The 1,118-nt window shown below is 65.2% G+C and carries 2 protein-coding genes; both read left to right on the forward strand.

Features of this window, described 5'->3' with window-relative positions; translation table 11 throughout:
• The coding region (locus DBR24_RS34420; RefSeq protein WP_256591975.1) for a sensor histidine kinase KdpD at nt 1–905 on the forward strand (905 nt) is incomplete at its 5' end.
• Between the two features lie 48 nt (nt 906–953).
• The coding region (locus DBR24_RS34425; RefSeq protein WP_256591980.1) for a response regulator at nt 954–1,118 on the forward strand (165 nt) is incomplete at its 3' end.

Genomic DNA, 1,118 nt, shown 5'->3' on the forward strand with positions numbered 1-1,118 from the left:
TCGGACGTTGGTGGTGGTGGCCGCTGTCGGTCGAGGATGGGCCGCTGGCGCTGCTTGGGGTCTGCGCCAAAGAAGGCCAGACCTTGAGCGGTCAGCGTCGTCGCTTGCTCACCGCGTTAAGTCAGCCGCTGGCGCAGGCGCTGGCCCGGGCACAACTGGCGGATGATCTGGAAGCGGCGCGCCTGCATGGCGAAACCGAGCAGTTGCGCAGCGCGTTGCTGGCCTCGGTGTCCCACGATCTGCGCACGCCGCTGACCGCCATGCGCGGCAGCATCGACAGCCTGCTGGCACTCGGCGAAGCGATCCCGCTGGAGGACCGTCGCGAGTTGCTCGAAGGCACCCGCGATGAGGCCGAGCGCCTCGACCGCTACATCCAGAACCTGCTCGACATGACCCGCCTCGGCCACGGTGCACTGAAACTGGCGCGCGACTGGGTGTCGCCGGCAGACATCGTCGGCAGTTCGCTCAATCGCCTGCGCGCAGTGCTGGCGCCGTTGCAGGTCAGTGCCGATGTGCCCGGCGAATTGCCGTTGCTGTACGTGCACGCCGCGTTGATCGAACAGGCGCTGGTCAACGTGCTGGAGAACGCAGCACGGTTCTCGCCGCCCCACGGTCGGTTGCAACTCATCGCAGGCGCCAATGACCAAGAGATTTTCTTTTCGGTCAGCGATGAAGGCCCGGGGATTCCCGAGGACGAACGGGCGAAGATTTTCGATATGTTCTACACCGCCGCACGCGGTGATCGTGGCGGCCAGGGCACCGGCCTGGGGCTGGCGATCTGTCAGGGCATGGTCGGCGCCCACGGCGGGCGCATCAGCGTCGCCGACGGTATCGACGGCCGCGGCACCTGCATCACCTTGCACCTGCCGTTGCAGACGCAGCCGGGGATGGACGATGAAGCCTGATCGCTACTGCGCTACTCTCTTGCCAATCTTTTGTGTTGATGTGAATTCATGAGCCAGACCGCGACCATTTTGGTGATCGACGACGAACCGCAGATTCGCAAGTTTTTGCGCATCAGCCTCGCGTCACAGGGCTACAAAGTGCTGGAGGCCGGCACGGGTGCCGAGGGCCTGGCGCAGGCGGCGCTGAACAAGCCGGACTTGCTGGTGCTCGAC

It is taken from the genome of Pseudomonas sp. HMWF006, from assembly GCF_003061205.1.
Classification (GTDB): domain Bacteria; phylum Pseudomonadota; class Gammaproteobacteria; order Pseudomonadales; family Pseudomonadaceae; genus Aquipseudomonas; species Aquipseudomonas monsensis.